This is a genomic window from Streptomyces sp. NBC_01244 (genome assembly GCF_035987325.1).
GTDB lineage: Bacteria > Actinomycetota > Actinomycetes > Streptomycetales > Streptomycetaceae > Streptomyces.
In genome coordinates this window covers 934,517-960,637 of sequence record NZ_CP108488.1, presented here as the reverse complement: position 1 = coordinate 960,637, position 26,121 = coordinate 934,517, and the positions used below count along the sequence as shown (strand labels likewise).

Sequence of the window (26,121 nt, the reverse complement as noted above, 5' to 3'; positions counted from 1 at the left end):
CTGTTCCTTTTCCTGTTCGTGGTCGTGGTGTACCGGTGTGCGCGTGACGGGGACCGGGCCCGGGCGTGCCGTCGTCGGAGCGGTTCACGCGGGGGCCCGGGCCGCTCGAGCCCCGGCCCGGGCTCCGCCCGCGCCCCCGGAACCGGGCGCCGGCGGGCCGTCGTACTGCGAGGCCACCCGGCCCAGCGCCGCCAGCAACCCGTCCGAGGTCATCGACCGGACGGACCCCGGCACCCGCCCGCCGCGCACCGGGTGGGGGGCGACGGGCATCGCGCCCGTCTCGGACCAGCGCAGCCGTCCCCCCGCGTCGACGAAGCTGCGCGAGCGCCCGGCGTTGTCGGGGTGCAGGCAGTACGGGACGTCCAGGACTCCCCGCGCGAAAGCGGTGCGCAGGGCCTTCCCGAGGTCCTCGCCGAGTTCGAGGACGGCCTCCACGAAGGCCCGGGCCTCCCGGTACACCTCGCTGTCCGCCGACTGAGCCGCCTCGCGCGTCGGCCCGGTCAGCGCGGCCGTCGCCGCGGCCGTCTCCAGGGCGCGGACGTTCTCCAGCACGGTGGGGATCCGGTGCGCCTCGGCGGCCGTCTTGACGATCAGCCGCTGTGCCCCCGAGGTCACGGCCAGCCGTGCCGAGGCCTCCAGCAGTCGGGTGGCGCCGCGCTCGGTGTGCGGGAAGACGCCCATGTAGGTGTAGAGGACGACGTGTTGGTCCACGTCCGGAGGCAGGAACTCCGAGGCCAGCCGGCGCAGTGCCCGTACCGCCTCCGCGTCCTGCCCGGGGTCGGTCTGCTGCGCGTAGCTGAGGGACACGCTGCGGATGCCGTGCCGGACGAAGAACAGGCCCTCCAGCAGGCTGATGGCGACCAGCAGCCCGGGCGGGCAGAGCTGGCCGAGCATGCAGCCGCCGAAGCTCTCCACGTGCGCCGTCCGCGGCGCCTGGACGAGCGAGGCGAGCAGTTCGCAGCAGTGCGCCCAGTTCTTCACGGACTCGGCGAGCGGGGTGCGCCCGTAGGGCAGGCAGTACGAGACCGGTCCCCCCTCCGTGGCGTCCAGCCCGGCGGCGGCCAGCGCCCGGACGATCGCCTCCGGCCGCGAGGAGCCGTGCCGTACCTGGACGGGGAACCCGGCGTCGAGCACGCCCGCGAGGAGGTTCCGGGTGAGCTCGGCGGAGTGGGTGGCGATCGGGTAGCCGTTGAGCGGGGTGCCCTCGGCGAGGGCGTCGCGTGCCGCGGCGTGGTCGCCGACCCGGGTGTAGCTGTCGATGGTGAGGGTGCCGACGGTGGTGGCCACGGCGGCCTTGGTGCGTTCCAGACCGGCCCGCATCCGGCGCGGATCGCCGAAACCCATCCGCGGCTGGACGACCAGCTGACCGGAGGCGGCGGCGTCCGCGACGAACGCGCCGAAGGAAGCCGTGGAAGCCGTGGAAGTCGGGGAAGCCGTGGAAGCCGTGGAGGCGGACGGGGCGGCCACGTTCGGTGCGGCGAGCGTGGCGGCGGTCATGCGACGGCCTGCCGGGCGGTGGCCGGCCCGGCGCCGGCCCGTGCCGCGCTCGGCGCGACGGCCCGCGGGGTGGCAAGCGGGGTGGCCCGCGGCACGACGTGCCGGCCGGTCGGCGAGGTCGCGCCGAGGGCGGCGACGAAGGACTTCAGGGCGGTGACGTCACCGTCGTCGAAGACGGCGTCGCAGCCCGCGTCGAGGAGCCGTGCGCGCTGCTCCGGGTCGGCCGCGCCGGCCACGCCGAGCTTGCCGCCGATGACGACGGGAAGGGTCAGGCCGGCCCGGCGCACGGCGCGCACGGCGCTCAGCCCGTCCCGGTAGCCGTGCCCGTTGACACTGCTGATGACCACGAGGCCGGGCTGCTCGGCCGTGCAGGCCGTCGTCAGGAGCTCGTCCGTCACACAGGGACCCAGAGTGCAGACCGGGTGCCCGAGCTCCTCCAGGAGCAGCTGCAGATAGACCAGGTTCCATGTGTGGGAATCCGAAGCCGTACCCGTGAGAAGGATTTTCACATTCCGTCGTCGCATACGGACGAATATAGGAAGAGGCGGCCCGCTCGAGGGGAAGTTGGACCGGCAGTATCCGGGGCGGTGGAAACTCCGGGAGGGATGCGTTCGGTGAAAACGGAAAACCGTGCCCCGCAGTGCGGGACACGGTTTTCCTGAACGGTTGGAAAGGGGTCAGGCGTACTGGGCGACCAGGCTCTTGGGGCGGATGTCCGTCCAGTTCCGCTCCACGTAGGCGAGCGCGTCCGCCCGTGTGCCGGCAGCCAAGACAACGTCCCAGCCTGCGGGAACATCGGCGAAGACGGGCCACAGGGCGTGCTGCCCCTCGGCGTTGACCACGACGTGGAACGTGCCCTCGGTGTCGTCGAAAGGATTGGTCATGACAGGCTCCTCAATTTCTCGGAAAGAATACGGCCGATCAGGGCAAGCGGTTCGGGTTCACCCATTCTGGTGTGCGGGACCCCGATGATGTGATTCTCGACGCTGCCTTCCACATAGGGAATCCAGTGCTGCGCGAGAGTGTTTTCCGTTTCCCCGTCCTCGATGGCCGCCAGGAACAGCATGTCGGTGGCGACCGGGCGCGGGGCGTACAGGTTCATGATTTCGGCGTGGTTGATGGAGGCTCCGATGACGGAGCGGATCTCCCCGTCCGAGAAGGCCCCGAGCACCGGGTCCTTCAGCCGGACCAGGCCGATCAGCGCGTCCACGTCGAACGGCGCGTCGGCCGGCTCGTCGGAGGCGTCGCCGACCAGCATGTCCCGCTTCTGCGCCGGGGTCATCCGCCGTCGCACCGGCTCGGTGGGCAGCAGGTGGACGTCCATCATCGCCAGCAGCTCGGTGCGCTCCCCGAGCTCGGCCAGACGCACGGCGAGGGCGTGGGCGACCGTGCCGCCGAAGGACCAGCCCAGGAAGCGGTACGGGCCGTGCGGCTGGACCTCCCGGATCAGCGGGAGGTAGTCCGCGACCATCTCCTCCACCGATGCGGGGGAGTGGCCCAGCTCGCTCAGTGCCCGCGCCTGGATCGCGTACAGCGGCTGGTCCGGCCCCAGGTGCTGGGCCAGGCCCGCGTACGGCCAGCCGACCCCGGTACCGGGGTGGACGCAGAACAGCGGCGGCCGCGCCCCGCCGGTGCTCAGCGGGAGCACCACGCCCATCGGGTCGAAGTCGCTGGGCTCGTCGCCCAGGAGGCCCGCGACCGTCGGAGTGCGGAACAGGTCGCGCACCCCGCGCTCCAGCCCGAGCACGGTCCGCATCCGGCTCACCAGACGCACCCCGAGCAGCGAATGACCGCCCAGGCCGAAGAAGTTGTCGTCGATGCCCACCCCCTCCACACCCAGCACCTCGGCGAACAGGCCGCACAGGATCTCCTCGCGCGGATTGCGCGGGGGCCGCCCCGAGGGGCGTGCGGAGAGTGCGGGGGCCGGCAGGGCCTTGCGGTCGGGCTTGCCGTTGACGGTCAGCGGGATGGAGTCGAGCAGTACGGCCGCCGACGGCACCATGTGTTCGGGGAGTTCGCCCGCCGCCCAGCGCAACAGCCCCTCGTCCGTGAGGCCGTGGCCCGCGCGCGGCACGGCGTACGCGACGAGTCGCTTGCCGCCGGGGCCGTCCTCGAAGACGACCACCGCGACCTGCCCGACGCCGGGGTGGCGGGCCAGCGTCGACTCGATCTCCCCGGGCTCGATCCGGAAGCCGCGCAGCTTGATCTGGCCGTCCGCCCGCCCCACGAACCGCAGTTCGCCCTGGGGGGTCCAGTGCACGAGGTCGCCCGTGCGGTACATCCGGCCGCCGTCGGCGCCGAACGGGTCGGCGACGAACCGCTCGGCCGTCAGCCCCGGCCGGCCCAGGTACCCGCGGGCCACCTGGGTGCCGGCGATGTACATCTCGCCGGCCACCCCGATGGGGACCGGCCGCAGCCGCTCGTCGAGGACGTGGACCCGGGTGTTGTCCAGGGCCGCCCCCAGGAACACGCCGGGGAGGGTGCCCCGTCCCGCCGGGATCCGCTGCTGGTGCGAGGCGAAGGTGGTCTCGGTCGGGCCGTAGGAGTGGACGAGCACGGTCTCCGGGCAGTGCTCCAGAACCCGCTGGAGGGCGCTCGGGGAGGCCACGTCACCGCCGGTCCAGACCTCGTCGAGGAGCTTGAGGGTGTCCAGGCCCTCGTCAGCCATGATGTGGAAGAGGCCCATGGTGAAGTAGGCCGCGGTCACGCCGTGGGTACGGACGGTGTGGTCGAGCTCGGCGACGTCGGTGCCGTCGCCGGGGGCGATGACCAGCTGCCCTCCGTTCAGCAGCGGAACCCACAGCTCGTAGGTCGAGGCGTCGAAGCCGATGGCCGAATGGACCAGCATCCGGCGGTGGTTGGCCCGGTTCCAGCAGCGGTCGGTGACCAGTTCCACCACGTTGCGGTGGGTGACGCCGACGCCCTTGGGGCGGCCGGTCGAGCCGGAGGTGAACATCACGTACATCAGGGCGTCCTCGCCCACGGCGATCCCCGGATCGGACGCGTCCGCCCCGGCCGGGGCCCCCGCGCCCGCCCCGGACCCGCCGCCTTCCGGCGACGGGGCGGCGGTCATCACCCGGACCCCGGCCGCCGCCTCCTGGAGCACGGCGGGCCGTTCGCGGTGCGACTCCTGTGTCAGGAGCACCCGCGCCGCCACGTCCTCCATGACCATGCGCACCCGGGTGTCGGGCAGCCGCGGGTCCAGCGGCACGTAGGCGGCCCCGCACTTGAGTACGGCGAGCGCCGCCACCAGCAGGTCCGGCGTACGGTCCATCAGGACGCCGACGGCCCCGTCCCGGGCCACGCCGGCCGCCAGCAGCCGGTGCGCGAGGACGTTGGCGCGGGCGTCGAGGGCCGCGTAGGTCAGCGTCTCCTCCTCGTACGAGACCGCGATCCGGTCCGGGGTGCGGCGGGCCTGGGCGGCGAACCGCTCGTGGACCAGTCCGCAGGCCTCCCGCGGGGTCGCCGTGTCGTTGTACTCGGTGACCAGGCGGAACTCCTCCTCGGCGGAGAGGAGGGCGATGTCCCCGATGCGCTGCCCGGGGTCCTCGGCAACCGCCCGCAGCGTGCGGGCCAGGTGCGCGGCCAGCTGGGCCGCCGTCCCCTCGTCGTAGAGGTCCGTCGCGTACTCCAGTACGCCCTCCAGCCCGTCCGGGGCGCCGTCCGCCGTGCGCGTCTCGCGCAGCGACACGGTCAGGTCGAACTTGGTGAACCCGGAGGCCGTCCCCAGCGGGGTCCCGGCCAGCGCCGCGTCCGCCGGAGCCGGTGGTTCCGCGGGATGGACCTGCACCACGACCTGGACCAGGGGGTGATGGGCGGTGGACCGCGCCGGGTTGAGCTGCTCCACCACCAGGTCGAAGGGGAGGTCCTGGTGGGCGTACGCGGCGAGGTCGGTGTCCTTGACCCGCTCGAGGAGGTCCGCGAACCGGGGATCGCCGGAGGTGTCGCAGCGCAGCACCAGCGTGTTGACGAAGAAGCCGACCAGGTCGTTCAGGGCCTCGTCGTCACGCCCCGCCACGACCGTGCCCAGCGGCAGGTCGGTGCCGGCGCCGTGCCGGGTCAGCGTCGCCGCCAGGGCCGCCTGGACCACCATGAACACGGAGGCCCCGTGGTCCAGGGCGAGGCGCTCCAGCCGGGCGTGCACATCGGCGTCCAGGGCGAGCGGGGTCGCCGCGCCCCGGTGCGTGGCCTCCGCGGGCCGGGTACGGGCCGCCGTCAGCTCCAGGACCGGGGGCGCGCCGGCCAGGGCCTGCTTCCAGTGGGCGACGTGCCCGGCGGCGGCCCCGCCGTCGAGGGCCGCCCGCTCCCACAGGGTGTAGTCCGTGTACTGCACGGGGAGCGGCCGCCAGCCGGGGGCCCGCCCCTCCTGCCGGGCCCCGTACGCGGCGGCCAGGTCGGCCAGCAGCGGGCCGGTCGACCAGCCGTCGGCGGCGATGTGGTGCACGAGCAGCACCAGCACCTGTCCGCTTCCGTCGCCGGCCCTGTCACCGTCCTCGTCCCCGTGTCCGTCCCCGTCTCCGTCCCGGTCTCCGTCTCCGTCCGCGGGGTCGATCAGCGCGGCGCGGAAGGGAAGTTCGGCCGCCAGGTCGAAGACGTGCCCGGCCGCCGCGTCGATGGCCGCCTCCAGTCCGCCGGCCGGCGCCGCGATCCGTTCCAGCACCGGCCGCGCCGACTCCCGTACGTGCTGGTACGGCTGCCCGTCCACCGCCGGGTACACGGTCCGCAGCACCTCGTGCCGCCCGGCCACGTCGGCGAGGGCGTCGGCCAGCACGGCCGGGTCCAGCGGCCGGTCCAGGCGCAGGGCGAACGGGATGGTGTAGGAGCGGCTCGGGCCCTCCAACTGGTCGACGAACCACAGCCGGCGCTGCGCGTACGACAGCGGTACCCGCTCCGGCCGGTCGGCCTCCGCCACCGGGACCAGCGGCGCCCGTCCGGTGCCCGTGCCGTCCCGGGTGAGGCGCAGCGCCAGCCCGGCCGGGGTCGGCGCGAGGAACAGGTCGCGGATCCGGGCCTCCAGGCCGAGCACGGCGCGGATCCGGTTCACCAGCCGCACGCCCATCATGGAATGGCCGCCGACCGAGAAGAAGTTGTCGTCCGGTGCCACCCGGTCGATGCCGATGACCTCGGCGAACAGCGAGCAGAGCACCCCTTCGGCGGCCGAGTCCCCGATGGGCGCGGCCTGCGCCGCGCACACCGCCTGGGCCTGGGCCTGCGCCGCGCGGGCGAGGGCCACGCGGGCCCGGCGCTCGGCGAGGCCCCGCAGCTCCGCCTCGTCGAGCAGCGGGCTCGCGGAGGGCGGCCCGCCGGGGTCTGCCGCGGCCCGGGCCAGGGCCCGTACGAACACGTCCAGCAGCAGCCGCGCCGTCTCCTCGTCGAAGAGGTCCGCCGCGTACTGCCACCACACCTCCAGAGTGCCGTCGGGCGCGGCGACGCAGGCGGCGCTGAGGTCGAACTTTGCTGCCTCCAGGCCCGGTTCCACGAACCGGCCGGTGAGTGCGCCGGCCGGCTCCGGGGTCTGCGCGTCCTGCGCGTCCTGCTGCTGGGCCGTCAGCATCACCTGGAAGAACGGGTTGACGGCGAGCGAGCGGTCCGGGGCGAGGTGTTCCACCAGCAGGTCGAAAGGCAGTTCCTGGTGGGCGTAGGCGGCCAGGTCGGCGTCCCGGGCCCGGTCCACGAGCTCCGCGTACGGGACGTCTCCCGAGACGTCCGTGCGCAGCACCAGGGTGTTCACGAAGAAGCCCACGAGGCCGTCGAGGGCCTCGTCGCCGCGGCCCGCGACCGGGGTTCCGATCGGGATGTCCGTTCCCGCGCCGACGGCGGCCAGCGCCTGGGCCAGGGCCGGCTGGAGGACCATCAGGAGGCTGGCGCCCCGCTCCTCGCCGAGCGCGGCGAGCCGCCGGAACGCGTCGGCGTCCAGCCGCGCGGTGAGCCCGCCGCCCCGCCCGGTGGGCTCGGCGGGCCGCGGCCGGTCGGCGGGCAGGTCCAGTACGGTCGGCATCCCGTCCAGGGCGGCCCGCCAGTGGTCCAGCAGCCCGGCCGGATCCTCCAGGAGCTCGTGCTGCCACAGGGTGTAGTCGGCGTACTGCACCGGCAGCGGCTCCCAGCCGGGTGCGGCGCCGGTCAGCCGCGCCGCGTACGCCTCGCCCAGGTCGTGCAGCAGCGGGCCCACCGACCAGCCGTCGGTGGCGATGTGGTGGGTCAGCAGCGCGAGGGTGGACCCGCCGTCACCCGTGATGAACAGCCGCACACGGATGGGGAGTTCGCAGGACAGGTCGAAGGTGCCGGCGGTGAACCGCGCGACCAGCGCGTCGAGTTCGCCCGGCGAGCACTCCGTCACCGCCAGCGGGACCGGAAGCGGTTCCAGGACGTGCTGGTACGGCTCGGAGTCGACGGCCGGGTACACCGTGCGCAGCACCTCGTGGCGCTCCACGACGTCGGCGAGGGCCGCGGTCAGCGCGTCCCGGTCGGGGACGGCGTCCAGCCGCAGCACCAGCGGGAGGTTGTAGGTCGTGGAGGGGCCCTCGAGCCCGGCCAGGAACCACAGCCGGCGCTGCGCGAAGGACAGCGGGATCCGCTCCTCGGCGGGCAGGACCGCCCCGTCGAACACCGACGCGACGGCAGCCCGGTCCCCTGCGGGCGCGGTACGCAGCAGCTTGCGGTCGATCTTGCCGGAGGAGGTACGGGGCAGGGCCTCCACCAGCGTGATGACCGACGGCACGGCGGCGGGGGGCAGGTGGGCCCGCGCCCGGGCGCGCAGCGCGTCGGCGTCCACCTCCGGATCCGCGACGACGAAGGCGGCCAGCCGCTTCACTCCGTCCGCGGTCTCCTGCGGCACCACGGCGGCCTCGCGGACCCCCGGGTGGGCGGTGAGCACCGACTCGACGGACGCCGGGTCCACCCGGTGACCGTTGATCTTTACTTCGTCGTCGGCGCGCCCCCGGAAGCCGAGCTGCCCGTCCTCCCGGACGAACACCACGTCACCGGTCCGGTACGCGCGCTCGGCGCCCAGCGCCGCGAAGCGCCGTTCGGTCAGCTCCGGCCGGCCGAGATAGCCGAGGGCCAGACCTCCGCCGAGCAACCACAGCTCGTCGTCCACGACGGCCGCGCGCACGCCCGGCAGCGGCTCTCCGATCGGGACCGGACCGCCCGGGTGCCGGGAGAGGTCGGCGACGGTGGCGACGACGGTGGCCTCGGTCGGGCCGTACGTGTTCAGCAGCCGCACCCGGTCCGGGTCCACGGCCCGGCACCACTGAGCCACCCGCTCGGGCAGCGCGGCCTCGCCGCCGATGACCACCGTGCTGATGGTGGAGGGGAGTTCGGCGATTCCGGCGGCGAGGGCGTGGGCCAGCTCGTGCCAGTAGGCCGTGGGGAGGTCCAGTACGGTCACGCCGTGCGCGGCGCACCCGGCCAGCAGCCCGGGTACGTCCAGCATCTCCTCGTCGCGCAGGACGAGCGTGGCGCCGGCGCCCAGGGTCAGGAACACCTCCTCGACGCTCGCGTCGAAGTGCAGCGGCGCGAACTGCAGGACCCGGTCCTCGGCGGTGATGCCGTAGCGGACGGTGGCCCCGGCCGTGAAGTGGGCCAGGGCGTCCTGCCCGACCACCACCCCGTTGGGGGTTCCGGTCGAGCCGGAGGTGTAGATCACGTACGCGGCGTCCTGCGGGACGCCGGGGCCGGGGAGGACGGACTCGCCCTCCGCCGGGCGGACGTCCTGCCCGGCGCAGTCCGCCAGGATGGCGGCCGTACGGGCGGCCGGTGCGGCGGGGTCCAGCGGCAGGTAGGCGGCGCCGGTCCGCAGGGCGGCCAGCAGCCCCACGACCGCGTCGATCCCGCGCGGCCGGTGCACGGCCACCAGCCGGCCGGGCCCGGCGCCCTCGGTGGCGAGCTCCTCGGCGCGGAACGCCACGGCGAGGGCGAGCTGCCCGTACGTCATCCGGCGCTCGCCGTGCACCAGGGCGAGCCGCTCGGCGCCGTCGGCGACCCGGGCGTCGATCCGGTCGAGCACGCGGGGCGCCGGGGTGATCGCCGGTCCGCCGTCCAGGACGGCGGAGGCGGTGGGGGCGGTCGAGGGCATCGCGGAGCCTCCAGGCGGGGGATGGGATGCGGAGCGGAGTCCGTGCCCCCACGCTAGGCACCGCGCCCCGCCCCGCCGGGCAGTCCCCGCGGCAGCTCCCCGCTCCCCTTACTGCCGCCCCGAACTGCCGGTCACCCGGGGCCCGGCCGGTCACCCGGAGCGCGCATCCCCGACGAGCCGTGCCCTGCGCGTGGTAACTCGGTTGCGAGGGGCTCGGTCACCTGGGCGACGATGCCTGCGTGACCCAAGAGACGGATGAGGTACGCGAAGCGATCGCGGGCGAGCTGCGCCTGATGGACCCCTGCGTGCGGGCATCACGCTCGCTTGCCCGACAGCTGCTGGACCCGGAGTTCGTGGAGGTCGGTGCGTCGGGGCGGCGGTGGACGCACGACGAGATGCTCGCCGCGCTGCCCGAGCTGGACGGCGCGGCAGAAGGCGGCCCGCGCCACGAGCCCGCGGACTTCACCGGTGTCCTGCTCGCACCCGGGCTGGTGCACCTCACCTACGAGACCACCCTGGACGGAAAGCGGGTACGGCGGAGTTCGCTCTGGCGCAGGCAGGGCGCCGCCACGACGTGGCGGATGTACTACCACCAGGCCACACCCGTCCCGCCCGACAGCATGTGACCCCCCACGGAGAGGCCCTCCCCGGCAGGCTGTCGGGGAGGGCCTCACGTGCGGTTTCCGGGGAGATAGGGGGGAGAGGAGGGGCGTGCCGCGTCGCCGCTACGGCTGGCGGACCCGGGAGCCCGCGCGGGTGCGGCGGCGCAGGGCCGGCGGCGGGGTCGGCGGGACCGGGGGCGCCGACGCGAGCAGCGCCGCCAGCCGGGCCGGCGTAGGGTGCCGGAACACCTCGCGCAGGGTCAGCTCCCGGCCCAGCTCCGCCTTGATCCGGTTGACCAGCCGCACCGCCAGCAGGGAATGCCCGCCGGACTTGAAGAAGTTGTCGTCGGGGCCGAGCTGCCCACGCTCCAGCACCTCCGCGAACAGCCGCAGCAGCGCCGGAGCCAGCCGGTCGTCGCCGCGCCGGTCGTCGCCGCCGTCCGCAGCGGGCGCCCGGCTCGTGGCCCCGGTCGGGTCCTGGACCCGGCCCGAAGCCCCGGTCGAGTCCTGGACCCGGCCCGAAGCGTGCGCCGCGGACCCGGCTGAAGCCTGCGCCGTGGACTCGCCCGCCGCCTGAGCCGCGGACCCCGTTGTGGACCCCGTCGCGGGTCGCGCCGCGGGTCGCGACGGCCCCTGGTCCGGTGCCGCCCTCGCGAGGAGGCGCACCGCCGAAGGGACCGCGTACTCCGGCAGCCGCTCCGCCGCCCACTCCTGCAGGGCCGCCTCCGTCAGCGGGCCGCCCGGGCCCTCACGGTCCAGCACTTCCGCGACCAGCCGGTCCTCCAGCACGCGGACCCGCGCCCCGGCCACCGCCGGGTGCTCCGCGAGGACCGCCGCGACGTGTTCCACGTCGATCCGGTAGCCGCCGGCCACCGGCCGGGCACCCCGTCGGTCGGCCGGCGCCGGGAGGTCGCCGACCCGGCGGCCCGGGTCGGCACCGAACAGCTCCAGCGCCGCCACGAGCAGCCCGGCCAGGCGCTCGGCGCCCTCCTCCCCGTACAGGTCGGTGGCGTACTCCAGCACGCCCGACAGGCCCCCGTCGGGGCGTTCCGTCAGGGCGAACGTCAGGTCGGACTTCGCGGTCGCCGACCCGTACGGCAGCTCCACTCCCGCCAGCGGGCCCCCGGCGGCGGCGTCCGTGCCCCCGTCCGCCCGGTTGACCTGGAGCATCACCTGCACCAGCGGGTGATGGGCCGCGGACCGGTGCGGGTTCAGGTGCTCCACCAGCAGGTCGAAGGGGAGGTCCTGGTGCGCGTACGCGGCCAGGCCCGCCTCCCGGACCCGGCCGAGCAGCTCCTCGAAGGTCGGGTCGCCGCCCGTGTCGGTGCGCAGGACCAGGGTGTTCACGAAGAAGCCGACCAGACCCGACAGGGCGTCGTCGCCGCGCCCGGCCACCGTCGTGCCGAGCGCGAGGTCCGTGCCCGCGCCGAGCCGGGTCAGGGCCGCGGCGAGCGCCGCCTGCACCACCATGAAGAGCGTGGCGCCCTGGGCGTGGGCGAGGCGGGTCAGGCGGGCGTGGGTGTCGGCGGACACCGCGAAGGCGGTGAGCGCTCCGCGCCCGGAGGGCTCGGCCGGCCGGTGCCGGTCGGCCGGCAGATCGATCAGCGGGGGCAGACCGGTCAAGGCCCGCTGCCAGAAGTCCAGTTCGGACCGGGCTTCGGCGAGCAGTTCCCGCTGCCACAGCGTGTAGTCGGCGTACTGCACCGGAAGCGGCTGGGCTCCGGGGGCCCGCCCGGCCAGCCGTGCCTCGTACGCCGCTGCCAGATCCGCGAGCAGCGGCCCCGTGGACCAGCCGTCGGCCGCGATGTGGTGCAGCAGCAGGACCAGCGTCTGCGGGCCCTCCCCGTCCGGCAGGAACAGCCAGGCCCGCAGCGGCAGATCGCGGGTCAGGTCGAAGACGTGCCCCGCCGCCTCGTCCACGGCGGCCGAGACGTCCTGCGGTCGCGCCAGCTCCAGTTGAGGCCGGGCCCGCTCCAGCACCCGCTGGTACGGTTCGCCGCCCTCGGCCCCGTACACCGTGCGGAGCACCTCGTGCCGGGCCGCCACATCGGCCAGGGCGTCGGCGAGCGCCGCCGGGTCCAGCGGCCGGTCCAGCCGGCGCACCAGGGCGATGTTGTAGGCGGGGGAGGGGCCCTCCAGCTGGTCGGTGAACCACAGCCGGCGCTGCGCGTACGACAGCGGAAGCCGCTCGGGCCGCCTCACGGCGGGTACCAGAGCCGGCCGGGAGCCCGCCGGGCCCGCCGCGGCCAGCCGCCGGTGCAGGGCCGTGGCCGTCGGGGCCAGGAACAGGTCCCGGATGCCCGCCTCCACCCCGAGCACCGCCCGGATCCGGTTGACGAGCTTGCTGGCCAGCAGCGAATGCCCGCCCGACTTGAAGAAGTTGGCGTCGGCGGCGATCTCCTCGCGGCCCAGCACCTCGGCGAACAGCCCGCAGAGGATCTCCTCCCGGGGCGAGAGCGCCACGGGCGCGGCCACCGCCGGCCCCTTCGCCGCCAGGGCGGCCAAGGCGGCCGCGGCGAGGCGCTCACGGCGCCGGACGAGACCCGCCCCCTCCTCGGCCGTCACCAGCTCCAGCGCGCCCAGCCGGGTCTCCGCGGACGCCGCGAACGCGCGCAGCGCCCGTAGGTACACCTCCAGCAGCAGCCGCGCCGTTTCCCCGTCGAAGAGGTCCTCGGCGTACTGCACGTGCACGTCCAGTCCGTCCGGTGCGCCGTCCGCGCCGCGCCGGGCGGCGCAGTGGAAGGCGAGGTCGAACTTCGCGGCGCCGAGGTCGGTGCTCGTCGCCCGCCCCCGGACGCCGCCGAGCCGCACCGTGTCGTCCGCGGCCTCCTGCACCGTCAGCATCACCTGGAAGAAGGGGTGTTCGCCCAAGGCGCGCCCCGGTTCGGCCAGCTGTTCCACCAGTACGTCGAAGGGCAGGTCCTGGTGGTCGAAGGCGGCCAGGTCGGCGTCCCGCACCCGCTCGACGAACGCCCCGACCGCCGGGTCCCCGGACAGATCGGTGCGCAGCACCAGGGAGTTGACGAAGCAGCCCACCAGGTCGTGCAGGTCCTGGTCGGGCCGGCCCGCCACCGGAGTGCCGATCGCCAGGTCCTCCCCGGCCCCGGCCGCCGACAGCGCCGCCGCCAGTGCGGCGCGGGCCACCATGAACAGGCTGGCCCGGCGCCCGCGTGCCAGGGAGAGCAGCGCCCGGTGCGCCACGGGGTCCAGCTCCGCCGAGACCGTCACCGCCCGCCCGGAAGGCTCGGCCGGCCGGGGCCGGTCCACGGGCAGGACGGTCCGGGCCGGCATGCCGTCCAGCGCCGCCTTCCAGAAGCCGAGCAGCCCCGCCGGATCCGCCAGCAGCTCGCGCTGCCACAGGGCGTAGTCGGCGTACTGCACCGGCAGCGCCCGCCACGCGGGGGCCCGGCCCGCGCGCCGCGCCTCGTACGCCTCGCCCAGGTCCCGCAGCAGCGGGGCGATCGACCACCCGTCCGTCGCGATGTGGTGCACCAGCAGCACCAGGACCGAGGTACCGTCCCCCGGCAGGAACAGCCGGGCCCGCAGCGGCGGCCGCAGCGCGAGGTCGAAGGGCTCGCGGCCGAAGCCGGCGACCAGCCCCTCCAGCGCCTGCGGGGCGCACCGCGCCACCTCCAGGCAGGTCGACTCCCTCCCCGTCCCGTCCCTGTCCGTCACCCGCTGGTACGGGTCGCCGCCCTCGGAGCCGTACACGGTGCGCAGCACCTCGTGCCGTCCCACCACGTCACCCAGCGCGGCCGCGAGAGCCGCCCGGTCCGGGACCTCCGCCAGGCGCAGCACCAGCGGCGCGTTGTAGGTCGCGGAGGGCCCTTCGATCCGGTCCAGCAGCCACAGCGCCCGCTGCGCCGCCGACAGAGGGAGCCGCTGCGGCCGGTCGGCCGCGGCCGTCAGGGACGGCCTGCTCGTGGCCGCGCCGCCCAGTTCGACGAGGCGGCGGTGCAGCGCGGTCGGGGTCGGAGCCAGGAACAGGTCGCGGATGCCGAGCTCCAGGCCGAGCGCGCCCCTGATCCGGTTGACCAGCTTGCTCGCCAGCAGCGAATGCCCTCCCGATTTGAAGAAGTTGGCGTCGGCGTCCAGCGCCTCGCGGCCCAGCACCTCCGCGAACAGTCCGCACAGGATTTCCTCGCGCGGCGACAGGACGTCGCGGCGCACCGGCCCGGCCGGAGCCGGAGCGGCCGCGTCCGGGACGGCCGCCGCGTGCCGGGCGGCCAGCGCCCGCGATTCCGCGGCCGTCACCAGGTCCAGCTCGCCGAGGAGCCGGTCCGGGTCCTGCGCCGAGGCGGCGAACGCGCCCAGGGCCCGGACGTACACCTCGAGCAGCAGCCGCGCCGTGTCCTCGTCGAAGAGGTCGGCCGCGTACTGGAGGGCGACGTCGATCCCGTCGGGGGCCCCGTCCGCCGTGTGCCGCTCCGCGCAGTACCAGGTGAGGTCGAACTTGGCCGCGTCCAGGCCGACGTCCTCCAGTCGGCCGCGGATCCCGCCGGCCAGCTCCACCGGCGCGGACGAACCGGCGCCCGCGTCCACCGTCAGCATCACCTGGAAGAACGGGTGGTGGCCCAGGGCCCGTTCCGGTGCGAGCTGTTCCACCAGCAGGTCGAAGGGCAGCTCTTGGTGCTCGTAGGCCGCCAGGTCGGCGTCCCGCACCCGGCCCAGCAGCTCGCCGACCGAGGGGGCGCCCGACAGATCCGTGCGCAGGGCAAGGGAGTTGACGAAGAAGCCCACCAGGTCGTACAGGTCCTCGTCGGGCCGGCCCGCGACGGGCGCCCCGATCACGACGTCCTCGCCCGCCCCGGTGGCCGACAGCGCCGCCGCCAGCGCGGCGCGCGCCGCCATCGTCAGGCTCGTCCGGTGGCCGCGGGTCAGGGCGAGCAGCCCGCGGTGGCCGGCCGCGTCCAGCCCGGAGGTCACGGTGGCCCCCCGGCCCGACGGTTCCGCCGGGCGCGGCCGGTCGGCGGGCAGGGCGATGACCTGCGGGGCACCGGCCAGGACCTCCCGCCAGTGCGCCACCTGCTCGTGGGCGAGGCTGTCCGGGTCGATGGGGTCGCCGAGCAGCTCGTGCTGCCACTGGCTGTAGTCCGTGTACTGGACCGGCAGCGGCTCCCGGTCCGGTTCCCGGCCCGCGAGGCGGGCCCCGTACGCCTCGGACAGGTCGCGCAGCAGGGGGCGTACGGACCATCCGTCGGTGGCCACGTGGTGGATGAGCAGGACGAGTACCGAGGTCCCGTCGCCCGGGAGCAACAGCCGGGCGCGCAGCGGCGGTTCGGCGGTGATGTCGATCGCCTGCCGGGTGAACGCGGCGACGGCGGCGTCCAGGCCGCCGGGCGTGCACTCCGCGGTGGTGAGCCCCGGTACGGCGGCCGTCTCCAGCACCCGCTGGAACGGCTCCGCGTCGGCCCCGGCCGGCAGTACGGTCCGCAGCACCTCGTGCCGCTCCACCACGTCGGCCAGTGCCGCGCCGAGGGCCGCGGTGTCGGGCACCGCGTCCAGGCGGACGACCACGGGGGCGTTGTAGGCGGCGGACGGTCCGTGCAGCCGGCCCAGGAACCACAGCCGGCGCTGGGCGAACGACAACGGGATCTCGGTCATGTCCTGACTGTCCTAACTGTCCTGGCGCGCGGCGGTCGTGCCGGCGGCCGCGTCGGCAGCCGCGTCGGCGGTCGCCGCGACGAGCGTGTCGAGGTGGGAGGCGAGGTCCCGCAGGCGGGGGTTGGCGTAGACCGCCTTCACCGGCAGGGCGACGCCCAGCTCGGCCCGGACCCGCGACACCAGCTTGATCGCGAGGAGCGAATGCCCGCCCAGCTTGAAGAAGTTGTCGTCGGGCCCGATGCGGGAGGCGCCGAGCACCGCGGCCCAGACGCCCGCGATCAGTTCCTGCGAGCGGGTCAGGCCCTCGGCGGCCGGGGCCTGCTCCGGGGAGGCGGCGGCCGGGGCGGGCAGTGCGGCCCGGTCCAGCTTGCCGTTCGTGGTGGTGGGGAAGCGGTCCAGGGCGACGAAGGCCGCCGGGAGCATGTAGGCGGGCAGCGCCGCCCCCAGGTGCTCGCGCAGTGCTCCCTCGGTGACCTCGGTGGCACCGTCTGGCGTGGTGCGGTAGTACGCCACCAGCCCGGGCGCCCCGTGCACCTCGTCGAGGAGCAGGACGGCCGCCTCCGCGACCCCCTCGACGGCGGTCAATGCGGTCTCGATCTCCGGGAGTTCGATGCGGTGCCCGCGCAGCTTGACCTGTCCGTCGGCCCGGCCCAGATAGCCGAGCCGGCCGTCCGGCAGCAGCCGCACCAGGTCGCCGGTGCGGTACATCCGCCCGCCGTACGCGGAGTCCCCGCCGGAGTCGGCGGTGAACCGTTCAGCCGTCAGGGCGGGCCGTCGCCGGTAGCCCCGGCCCACGCGGGGGCCCGCCAGGTACAGCTCCCCGCTGCCGCCCTCGGCGACCGGGTTCAGCTTCTCGTCGAGGACCCGCATGCGCAGTCCGGGCAGCACGCTACCGATGTGCGGCTCGTCGGCGCCGTCGATCCAGCCCGCCGTGGAGTCCACCGTGCATTCGGTGGGCCCGTACAGGTTCACCGTGCGCAGGACGCCCTGCGCCCCCTTCTCCGCGAGGCGCCGCCACAGCTCCGGGCCGACCGCCTCGCCGCCGATGAGGAGCGTCAGCGGGCGGGGCCCGCCGTCCGCGCTCAGCAGGTCCAGCAGCGGCTCGGCGTGCGAGGGGGTGATGTCCAGGTCGGTCAGCGCCTGTTCGTCGACGAAGCGGGCCAGCAGCGCCGGGTCGGCGCGGGTCTCCTCGTCGATCATCGCCAGGGTGTCGCCGCGGCAGACGCGCACCCACTGCTGCACGGAGGCGTCGAAGGAAGGGGAGGCGTTCCAGCCGACCCGGCCCCCGTCGGTGGCCGCGATCTGTGCGCCCTCCAGCTCGGCGAGCAGCGCGGAGGCGGCGGCCCGGCCGATCTCCACCCCCTTGGGGCGGCCGGTCGAGCCGGAGGTGTAGATCACGTAGGCGAGGGTGTCGGCGGACACGGCCACCGGGGCGTACACCGGGTCCGACGCCCCGTCCGGCGCGGCCAGTTCGGCGAGGGACACGTGCTCGGTACCGGCGGCCGGCGGCGCGCCGAGCGGCTCGGGGTCCCGGCCGGCCGTCACGACGAGGTCGGCGCCGGAGTCCTCGATCAGGTAGCGGCGCCGGTCGGCGGGCAGTTTCGGGTCAACCGGAAGGTAGGCGGCGCCCGCGGTCAGGGTGCCGATCAGCGCGGCCACGAGGCCGGCGCCGCGCGGCAGCGCGAGGGCGACCACGCTCTCGGGCCCGATGCCGCGGGCCGCGAGGCGGGAGGCGATCCGCATGGCCTCGGCGCGCAGTGCGCCGAAGGTCAGCTCGCGGTCCGCCGCGACGACGGCGGTCCGCGCGGCGGGGACCAGCGCGAGCCGGTCCAGCAGGTCGGCCACGGCGCGCGGGGCGTCGCCCGGGACGGACTCGGAGGTACGGGAACGCTCGGGAAGCACGGCGGTCATGGTGGTCACTCCCCGGCGAAGACGGTGGTGGACGGCTGAGTGGCGGGGGCGCAGTCGGCCAGGGCGACCGGCTCTCCCATGGCGACCAGGATCTTGCGGTCGCCCTTGTAGGCCTCGCGGCCGTGGGCGCACAGGATGTTGTCGACGAGCATCAGGTCGCCCTGCTGCCAGGTCTCGCGGACCGTGACCCGGTCGTACACGTCGTTGATCGCGTCGACCTCGGCGTCGGTCAGGCGGGTCCCGTCGCCCAGGTAGGTGTTGAAGGGGAGGCCGTCCTCGCCGTACGTCTCCACGAGCACCTCGCGGACGTCGGGGTCCAGGGTGCGGCTGTTCCAGAAGGCGAAGTGGTTGAACCAGGTCTGTTCGCCGGTGGCGGGGTGGGTGACGATCGCCGACCGGCGCTGCCGGGTGATCATCGAGTCGTCCTCCTCGACCCACTCGTAGCCCACCGTGTTCTCCTCGCAGTAGGCCTCCGCGACGGCCTTGTCCTCGGTCGCGAACGTCTTGTACCAGGGCAGGCCCGCGAGCTCCGAGTAGTTGCGCACGAGCAGCCAGCCGGCCCGGGCGAACCGCTCCACGAGCTCCGGCGGCAGCAGGCGCAGCGCCTCCCGCATGTCCCCGACCGTGGTGGCGCCGCCCTCCTCGGGGGCGATCACGCAGCCGAACAGCAGCACGCCGGGGAAGTCGAGGGTGTAGCTGTTCTCGTTGTGGAGCCGGATCGGCTGGACGGCCGGCAGGTCGGTGGAGGAGAAGACGCCCTCGCCGAAGTCGGTGCGCGGGGTCGCCTTCTCCTTGTAGCCGGCGCGCTCCTGGATCAGCGCGTCGCGGGCGGCGGCGAAGCTCGCCGCGTCCGAAACGGGCAGCCCGCGCAGCAGGACGGCGCCCGAGCGGTGCAACTCGGCCTGGATGTCGCCGCGGTGGGCGTTCAGCCAGGCGACTGCCGTCTCCAGGTCGGCGCCGGCCGGGGTCCGGACGACGACGGGCTTGCCGGCCTCGCGGAGCGGGCGGATCCCGGTCTCGGCGGGGGCGTCTGCGAACGTGGTCATGGAAGGTCCTTAAGAGGGTGCGGAGGCGAGAAGAAGGGGAGCGCGGGAGGTCAGGCGGCGGAGCCGGCCGTGGCCCGGCCGCCGACGGCGGAGTCGAGGACGGGGCCGAGGACGGAGCCGAGGACGGCGAAGAACTCGAACAGCTGCTGCTGGAAGTAGAAGTGGCCGCCGGGCAGTACGAACGAGGCGAAGGGATGGTCGGTGAGCTGCGCCCAGCGGTCCAGCGAGGCGGCCGGCGCGACCGGGTCGGCGTCCCCGCCGATCACGGTCAGCGGGCAGTCCACGCGGGCCTCGGACTCCTCGCAGCGGTAGACATCGTCGATCGCGAAGTCGGCGCGGATGGACGGGATGATGATCTCCCGCAGCTCCGGTTCGTCGAGGATGCCGTCGTCGGTTCCCCCGCGCTCCTTGATGGCGGCGACCAGTTCGTCGTCGTCCAGGAGTTCGGGGTGCACCGCGCACGGGTTGGCGAGGAAGGGGGCCCGGCAGGCCGAGGCGACCAGGGCCCGCGGGGTCCGGCCCGCCGCCTGCAGGGCGCGTACCACCTCGAAGGCGACCAGCGAGCCCATGCTGTGCCCGAGCACCACGAGGTCGTCCGTGGTCCCCGCCGGCAGCGAGGCCACGACCGGGCCGGCCAGGTCGGCGATCGTGCGGGGCAAGTCCTCCGCGAAGCGGGCTCCCCGGCCCGGGTACTGGCCGATCAGCAGCCGGACGTCGGCGGGCAGGTACTGGCGCCATTCGGCGTACGCGTGGGCATTGCCGCCGGCGTGCGGCAGGACCAGCAGTGAGGTCCGCTGCGGGCCGTCGCCCGGCAGGTCCCACACCACGTCGTCGGGCGCGGGCGTGAAGTCCGGGTACGTGTCGTTGCTCATGAGGAACTCCGTTCCTGGTCGGGGGTGCGGCGGCGCAGCGCGGGCCGGGCCCGGCGGGGCGCCGCCGGGGCGGACCGGCGCAGGTTTTCGATGCGCTGCGCGAGGGTGGCGGGCGTCGGGTGCTGGAAGACGTCGCGGAGGGTGAGGGTGACGCCGAGGTCGGCGCCGATCCGGTTGGTGAGGCGGGCGGCCAGCAGGGAATGGCCGCCGAGGTCGAAGAAGCCGTCGTCGATGGAGAGCGGCGCCGTCGTGTTCAGGGCGTCGGCGAAGTGTGCGAGGACCGATGCCTCCAGCTCGGTGCGCGGAGCGCGCCCGCCGGCCGTGGCGGCCGCCTCGGGGACGGGCAGGGCCCGCTTGTCGATCTTCCCGTTCGGGGTGAGCGGCAGCCGGTCCAGCAGGACCACGAAGGCCGGAATCATGTGGTCCGGCAGCAGCGTGCGCAACCAGAGCCGGACGTCCTGCCCCGAGAGGCCGGGCGAGGTCGCGACGAGGTAGGCCGTCAGCTGGGGCGTGTTGTGGTGGTCGGGGTGGGTCGAGAGGGTGGCCTGGGCGATCTCCGGATGGGTGGTGAGGACGGTCTCGATCTCCGTCGTCTCCACGCGGAAGCCGCGGATCTTGATCTGGGTGTCGGTGCGGCCGGTGTAGTGGAGGTTTCCTTCGGTGTCCCAGTGGGCTTGGTCGCCGGTGCGGTAGAGGCGGGAGCCGGGTGGGCCGTAGGGGTTGGGGACGAAGCTCGTGGCGGTGGTGGCGGGCTGGGCGAGGTAGCCGTGGGCCAGTCCGTCGCCGGCCAGGTAGAGCTCGCCCGTGGCACCGGGCGGTGTGGGGCGCAGGTGGGTGTCCAGGACGTAGACGTGCTTGTTCGTGAGCGGCCGGCCGATGGACACGGTGGGAGTCGGACGGTCGGAGACCGGGATGGGGTGGGTGGTGGTGAAGCCCATCGATTCGGCGGGGCCGTAGCCGTTGGTGATGGTGAGGGCCGGATGCAGGGTGTGGAGGCGGTGGACGTGGGTGGGGGAGGCGGGTTCGCCGCCCGTGTAGACGATCCGGGTGGTCGCGAAGGCGTCCGGGTGTTCGTCGGTGAGGTAGTTGAAGAGGCTGGAGGAGAGCTGGAGCATGGTCACGGCGTGACGCCGCGACAGTGCGGCGATGGCCGCGGGTTCGGGTCGCTGTCCGGGTTGGAGGATGGTGGTGCCGCCGTGGAGGAGGGCGCCCCAGAATTCGAGGCTGAAGGCGTCCCAGGAGATGGGGGAGCACTGGAGGAAGACTTCGTCCGGACCGAAGTTCGCGTAGGTCTGGGCGGTGACGGTGGAGACGAGGTTGCGGTGGGAGGAGAGGATGCCCTTGGGGCGTCCGGTCGAGCCGGAGGTGAACATCACGCACGCGGCGTCGGCGGGCGTCAGGACGACGCCCGGGCCGGTGGCGGACCGCCTGCCGATGGCCTCGGCCTCGCAGTCGACCAGCACGGAGGTCCACGGTCCGGCCACCCGGGCGTGGTGCCGGGAGTCCGTGACGAGGACGCCCACCCCCGCGTCCCGCGCGGTCCCCGCGAGCCGTTCGTCGGGGAACTCGGGGTCCAGGAGGGCGTATCCGGCGCCGGTCTTGAGGACGGCGAGGAGGGCCGTGGCGAAGTCGGTGCCGCGGTCGAGGAGGACGCCGGCGAGGCCGCCGCGGCCCAGGCCGTGTTGGGCGAGGTGGTGGGCGAGCCGGTTGGCGCGGGCGTCGAGTTGGGCGTAGGTGAGTTCCTCGTCGCCGAAGACGAGGGCGAGGGCATCGGGGCGGGTGCGGGCCTGCTCCTCGAAGCGGTCGACGAGGGTTTCCTCACCGATCTCGGCGCGGCGGCCGGTCCACTCCTCCAGCACCTGACGCCGCTCGGCCTCACCCAGCAACTCCAGCTCCGACAAAGGAACGTCGGGAGCGGCCACGACGTGCTCCAGGGTGCGCCGCAGCATGTCCGCCAGCCGTTCCACGGTGGCGCGCTCGTAGAGGTCCGAGCTGAACAGCACCGCGCCCGTCAGCGGTCCGTCCGGCTCGGCCCGCAGCAGGAACTCCAGGTCGAACTTGACCGCCCCCGTCACCAGCGGCTCCGCGGCCCCGGCCCGCAGGCCCGGGAAGTCCGGGGTGACCGCCGGGCCCGACTCCAGGGCCAGGCAGATCTGGAACAGCGGGTGGCGGGCCAGCGAACGCGTCGGGTTGACGGCCTCCAGCACCAGGTCGAAGGGGGCGTCCTGATGGGCGAAGGCGTCCAGGTCGGCGGCCCGCACCCGGGCCAGCAGCTCCCGGAAGGCAGGATCGCCCGACGTGTCGGTCCGCAGCACGAGGGTGTTGACGAAGAACCCCACCAGGTCCGACAGGGCCTCGTCCGTACGTCCGGCGACCGGTGACCCGAGGGGGATGTCCGTCCCCGCGCCCAGCCGGGTCAGCAGCGCGGCCAGCGAGGCCTGCACCACCATGAACGGCGTGCACCGCTCGGCGCGCGCCAGCTCGACGATCCGCTTGTGCAGCCGGCGCCCGAAGTCGACGCGCACCGCCCCGCCGCGCTGCCCCGCCACGGCCGGCCGGGGCCGGTCGGGGATCAGCCCGAGCTCCTCCGGCAGCCCGGCCAGCGCGGATTTCCAGTACGCCAGCTGCCCTTCCAGTACCGCGCCGTCCGCTTGCGCGGCGCGCTGCCAGAGCGCGTAGTCGGCGTAGTCCGCGGGCAGCGGGGCCCAGTCGGGCGCGCGGTCCTCCCGGCGGGCGGCGTAGGCGGCCGACAGGTCCTCGAAGAGCGGGCGCAGTGACTGGCCGTCGGTGGCGATGTGGTGCATCAGGACGAGCAGGGTGGACCCGGCCTCCCCGGTCCGCAGCAGGGTCGCCCGCAGCGGATGCTCGGCGGCCAGGTCGAAGGAGTGCCGGGCGGCCGAAAGCAGTTCGGCGTCCAGGTCGTGCGGGGCCACCGTGCGGACCTCGAAGACGGCCGGCCCTGCCGGGTCGACGACCTGCCGGGGGTCGCCGTCCACGGTGGTGAACCTGGTCCGCAGCGGCTCGTGCCGGCCGGCGAGGTCACCGAAGGCGGCTCGCAGCGCCGCCACGTCCACGGCGCCGTCCAGCCGGACCGCCATCGGCACGTTGTACGAGGTCCCCTGCTCCTCGAGCCCCGACACCAGCCAGAGGCGCTGCTGGGCGAAGGACAGGGGCAGCCGCTCCGGCCGCACGGCGGCCCGGGTCAGCGGCGGCAGCACGGGCCGGCCCGATGCGGCCGTCACCTGGCGGGCCAGCGCCGCCGGGGTGGGGTGCTGGAAGACGTCGCGCAGGGTGAGGGTGACGCCGAGGGTGGCGCCGATCCGGTTGACCAGCCGGGCGGCGAGCAGCGAGTGGCCGCCGTGGTCGAAGAAGCCGTCGTCGATGGAGAGCGGGGCGGGGGAGCCGAGGACCTCGCTGACGAGGGTCCGGACGATCTCCTCCAGTTCGGTACGGGGCTGGCGGCCGCCGGCGGGCAGCGGAAGCTCGACGGCCGGCAGCGCCCGCTTGTCGATCTTCCCGTTCGCGGTGAGCGGCAGCCGGTCCAGTACGGCGAACTGCGCCGGGACCATGTGCTCCGGCAGCCGCTCGCGCAGCCAGCCCTTCAGCTCGGCCGGGCCCAACTGCAGGCCCAGCTCCGGGCCCAGCTCCGGGCCGGGGACGAGGGTGACGTAGGCCGTCAGGTGGGTGGTGTGCACCAGGGTGGCCTGGGCGATCCGCGGGTGCCCGGTCAGCACGGTCTCGATCTCGGTGGGTTCCACGCGGAAGCCGCGGATCTTGATCTGGGTGTCGGTGCGGCCGGTGTAGTGGAGGTTTCCTTCGGTGTCCCAGTGGGCTTGGTCGCCGGTGCGGTAGAGGCGGGAGCCGGGTGGGCCGTAGGGGTTGGGGACGAAGCTCGTGGCGGTGGTGGCGGGCTGGGCGAGGTAGCCGTGGGCCAGGCCGTCGCCGGTCAGGTACAGCTCGCCGGTCGTCCCGGGAGGGGAGGGGCACAGCCGTGCGTCGAGGACGTAGGCGTGCTTGTTGGTGAGCGGCCGGCCGATGGACACCGTGGCCGCCACCTCGTCCGTGACCGCTATCGGGTGGGTGGAGGTGAAGCCCATGGACTCGGCGGGGCCGTAGCCGTTGGTGATGGTGAGCGAGGGGTACCGGGCGTGGAGGCGGTGCACGTGGGTGGGGGAGGCGGGTTCGCCGCCCGTGTAGACGATCCGAGTGGTCGCGAAGGACTCGGGGTGTTCGTCGGTCAGGAAGTTGAAGAGACTGGAGGACAGTTGGAGCATCGTGACGCCCCGGCTCGGGGCCAGCGCGGCGATGGCCGCGGGTTCGGGTCGCTGTCCGGGTTGGAGGATGGTGGTGCCGCCGTGGAGGAGGGCGCCCCAGAATTCGAGGCTGAAGGCGTCCCAGGAGACGGGGGAGCACTGGAGGAAGACTTCGTCCGGTCCGAAGTTCGCGTAGGTCTGGGCGGTGACGGTGGAGACGAGGTTGCGGTGGGAGGAGAGGATGCCCTTGGGGCGTCCGGTCGAGCCGGAGGTGAACATCACGCACGCCGTGTCGGCGGGCGTCAGCCGGATGCCGAGGGGGCCGGACGGCCGGCGGCCGATGATCTCCGCCCCGGAGTCCACCAGTACGGTCGTCCAGGGCCCGCCGCCCACCCGTGCATGGTGCGTCCCGTCGCTCACCAGCACCCGCAGACCGGCCTCGGCAGCCGTACCGGCGAGCCGTTCGTCGGGGAACTCGGGGTCCAGGAGGGCGTATCCGGCGCCGGTCTTGAGGACGGCGAGGAGGGCCGTGGCGAAGTCGGTGCCGCGGTCGAGGAGGACCCCGGCGAGGTCGCCGCGGCCCAGGCCGTGTTGGGCGAGGTGGTGGGCGAGCCGGTTGGCGCGGGCGTCGAGTTGGGCGTAGGTGAGTTCCTCGTCGCCGAAGACGAGGGCGAGGGCATCGGGGCGGGTGCGGGCCTGCTCCTCGAAGCGGTCGACGAGGGTTTCCTCACCGATCTCGGCGCGGCGGCCGGTCCACTCCTCCAGCACCTGACGCCGCTCGGCCTCACCCAGCAACTCCAGCTCCGACAAAGGGACTTCGAGCACCGAGTCCAGTGCGGCCGTCACGAACCGCAGGAACCGGTCCTGGTGCCCGGCCACCGCGGCGAGGTCGCAGACCTGCGGCGCCGCATCGAAGTCGATCCGCAGGCCGCCCTCGGGCCCCAGGTCGTAGACACCGACCGCCAGGTCCTCCACGGGACCGTTGCTCAGGTTGTGCTGGGTCGTCGGGAAGCCGCAGAATCGCATCCCCGGGGTGAAGGCCATGATGTTGACCAGCGGCGCCGTGATCCGCCGTTCCGACTCGCCGACACCCAGGTCCCGGCACATGTCCTCGTACCGCGTGCGCTGGTGCGCGAGGCCCTGCCGCGTCTCCTTGACCACGGCCGCCAACAGCTCGGCGAGCGTCCCGCCGGGAGCCACCGGCACCCGCAGCGGCACCACGTTCGACATCATCCCCGGTGTGCACCGCGCCAGTTCGGTCCGCCGCCCCGTCACCGGAAGCCCGAGCACCGGCTCGGTGCTTCCGCTCACCCGGTGCACGTAGGCCGCGACGAGCGCGATCACCAGCATCGTCCACGGCGCCCGCCGGTCCCGCGCCACCGCCCGCAGCCGGTCCGCCCGGTCCGGCGGCAGCACCACGGTGCGCCGTACGAAGGGCAGTGCGCCCGGCGCCGGTCCGCCGCTGCGGCCTTCGCCGAGCCGCGGGGTCTGCGGCAGCCCCGAGAGGTGCCCGGCCCAGTGCGCCCGGTCCGCCGCCGCCTCCGGCGAGGTCCGGTACCGCGCGTCCTCGGCGAACAGGGCCTCCAGCGTCCCGAACGGGCTCGGCCCCCAGGGCTCCCCGGCCGCGCCCCGCTCGTACAGCTCCACCAGCCGCTGGTCCATCAGGGCGACGCCCAGGCCGTCGACGGCCAGGTGGTGGAAGGCGTGGAAGTAGAACCAGCGCCGTTCGCCGCCGGGCGCGGTGCCCGCGTCGATCAGGACGTGCCGGGTCAGCCAGCCGTCCACCAGGTCGAAGGGCCGGGCCAGCTCCGCGTCCATCCGGTCCCGGGCCGCCCCCGCGGGGTCCGCCTCGCCGCTCACGTCCAGCAACTCCAGCCGCCGGTCGCCCGGTTCGGCCCGCACCAGCTGCCACAGACCGCCGTCCTCGTCCGCACCGGTCCCGCGGATGCGCAGCGCGTCCGCCTCGCGGGCCAGTTGGTACCAGGCCCGGGAGAGGAGCTGCGGATCGAGGTCGCCCAGGATCTCGCGGTACTCCCCGATGTTGTAGCGGCAGCCCGAGGCGTCCAGCCCGTGGGCCATCCAGATGTCGCGTTGCGCCGCCGACAGCGGCAGCCGCGCAGCGACCGGCCCGTGCGCGGTGCTGCTCGGTTCAGCGGGCTTGGGGGACATGCCGGGGCTCCTCAAAATGGTCTCCGTGGCGGGCGGTCGAGCGGGGTCCGGACACCGGTCCGGGTTCTGCCGTGCGGTCCGGCCGTACGCCAT

At 74.5% G+C, this 26,121-nt stretch carries 10 protein-coding genes; 1 reads left to right on the top strand and 9 read right to left on the bottom strand.

What is annotated here, in order from left to right; translation table 11 throughout:
- Positions 1 to 84 precede the first annotated feature (84 nt).
- The 4 genes from OG247_RS04030 to OG247_RS04015 form a co-directional block, all read right to left on the bottom strand.
- Positions 85 to 1,497 carry a methylaspartate mutase gene (locus tag OG247_RS04030; protein WP_327250875.1) on the bottom strand — a complete coding sequence of 471 codons (1,413 nt, stop codon included), beginning with the start codon at positions 1,495 to 1,497 and terminating at the stop codon, positions 85 to 87.
- A complete protein-coding gene (locus OG247_RS04025; protein ID WP_327250874.1) occupies positions 1,494 to 2,021 on the bottom strand; it encodes a cobalamin B12-binding domain-containing protein in 528 nt (175 codons plus the stop codon). Before OG247_RS04025 ends, OG247_RS04030 begins: the two co-directional genes overlap by 4 nt.
- A 153-nt stretch (positions 2,022 to 2,174) precedes the next feature.
- Positions 2,175 to 2,381: an MbtH family protein gene (locus OG247_RS04020; RefSeq protein WP_327250873.1), complete on the bottom strand. Its 207-nt coding sequence runs from the start codon at positions 2,379 to 2,381 to the stop codon at positions 2,175 to 2,177.
- Positions 2,378 to 9,571, bottom strand: a complete 7,194-nt coding sequence (locus tag OG247_RS04015) for a non-ribosomal peptide synthetase (RefSeq protein ID WP_327250872.1) — start codon at positions 9,569 to 9,571, stop codon at positions 2,378 to 2,380. Before OG247_RS04015 ends, OG247_RS04020 begins: the two co-directional genes overlap by 4 nt.
- Before the next feature lie 293 nt (positions 9,572 to 9,864).
- Here OG247_RS04015 and OG247_RS04010 point away from each other — a divergent pair, with 293 nt between their 5' ends.
- Positions 9,865 to 10,197, top strand: coding sequence for a nuclear transport factor 2 family protein (locus tag OG247_RS04010; RefSeq protein WP_442813578.1), 333 nt, complete (start codon positions 9,865 to 9,867; stop codon positions 10,195 to 10,197).
- A gap of 99 nt (positions 10,198 to 10,296) precedes the next feature.
- Here OG247_RS04010 and OG247_RS04005 read toward each other — a convergent pair whose 3' ends face one another.
- The 5 genes from OG247_RS04005 to OG247_RS03985 are packed head-to-tail and all read right to left on the bottom strand — an operon-like array spanning position 10,297 to position 26,028.
- Entirely contained in the window at positions 10,297 to 15,777 is a 5,481-nt protein-coding gene (locus tag OG247_RS04005) for a condensation domain-containing protein (RefSeq protein ID WP_327250870.1), read from the bottom strand.
- A gap of 12 nt (positions 15,778 to 15,789) precedes the next feature.
- Complete coding sequence (locus tag OG247_RS04000) at positions 15,790 to 17,688, bottom strand: non-ribosomal peptide synthetase (protein ID WP_327250869.1); 1,899 nt, start codon at positions 17,686 to 17,688, stop codon at positions 15,790 to 15,792.
- Positions 17,689 to 17,693: 5 nt separating this feature from the next.
- Entirely contained in the window at positions 17,694 to 18,734 is a 1,041-nt protein-coding gene (locus tag OG247_RS03995; protein WP_327250868.1) for a TauD/TfdA family dioxygenase, read from the bottom strand.
- 50 nt (positions 18,735 to 18,784) lie between these two features.
- Positions 18,785 to 19,606 carry a thioesterase II family protein gene (locus tag OG247_RS03990; protein ID WP_327250867.1) on the bottom strand — a complete coding sequence of 274 codons (822 nt, stop codon included), beginning with the start codon at positions 19,604 to 19,606 and terminating at the stop codon, positions 18,785 to 18,787.
- Positions 19,603 to 26,028, bottom strand: coding sequence for a non-ribosomal peptide synthetase (locus OG247_RS03985; protein ID WP_327250866.1), 6,426 nt, complete (start codon positions 26,026 to 26,028; stop codon positions 19,603 to 19,605). Before OG247_RS03985 ends, OG247_RS03990 begins: the two co-directional genes overlap by 4 nt.
- Between the last annotated feature and the right edge of the window lie 93 nt (positions 26,029 to 26,121).